The following is a 786-nucleotide window of genomic DNA, read 5'->3' on the forward strand; positions in this document are numbered from 1 at the left end:
CAACCCCGACGCCGCCCCCGCCGCCTCCGGCACCGTCACCACCCGGGTCCGGGGCCGGTAGGTCCGGGTCCGGCGCGGCGAGGCTCCTGCCCGGGGGCGGTCCTGCCCGTCGCGGCGCTGACCGCGCCGAGTGCTGCGGAGACGCGCCGCGCGGGGCGTCCCCGCAGCACTGCCATATCCATCACGATGTCGCAGTTGAGCACCGGGTTGTACCAGGCGAACCGGTAGCGGCCCTTCGGGTTCCCGCGGACCGGCCGGGGCAGCCCGGCCCAGGGCACGGTGGGCCGCGCCGGCCAGACCGCCAGCACCTCCCGGCGGCCCAGCCGGATGACGTCGGCGCGGGCGATCTCCGGCCAGGCGCGTTCGTAGCGCTGCCCGCCGAACTGCGCGCGCAGGCTGTGTGGGCCGACCGTCAGCCTCGCGGGTCGCAGGCCGAACCGGAGACGCCACCAACCCGGGAACAGTGCGGCGGCACCGACCACGGCGAAGATGCCGGCCCCCAGCAGCGCGGCGGAGATACCTCGGCGGTTATAGCCCTGATAGGTGAACAGGAGATCGACAAGGACGATCAACGCCGCAGCCAGCAGGACGACGCCGACGCCGACCAGCAGCGAGCCGACGACCAGCCACGTCCGCCGCCGCCCCGGGAAGACGACGTCGCCGGCCGCGGGGAGGCCGGCGACCTGAGCCGGCTGCGGGGGAGGTGTCCGCGGGGGAGGTGTCCGCGGTGTTGGTGTCGTCTGCGCAGGTGGTGGTGTCCGCGACGGTGGGGGTGTCTGCAGGGAC

Annotated in this window: 1 pseudogene; it reads right to left on the minus strand. The window is 75.3% G+C overall.

Going from position 1 to position 786, the window contains the following annotated elements:
- Window positions 1-35: 35 nt before the first annotated feature.
- Window positions 36-786, minus strand: a pseudogene (locus NBZ83_RS32410) (serine/threonine-protein kinase); the annotation flags it as partial.

It is taken from the genome of Frankia gtarii (assembly GCF_025403375.1).
Classification (GTDB): domain Bacteria; phylum Actinomycetota; class Actinomycetes; order Frankiales; family Frankiaceae; genus Frankia; species Frankia gtarii.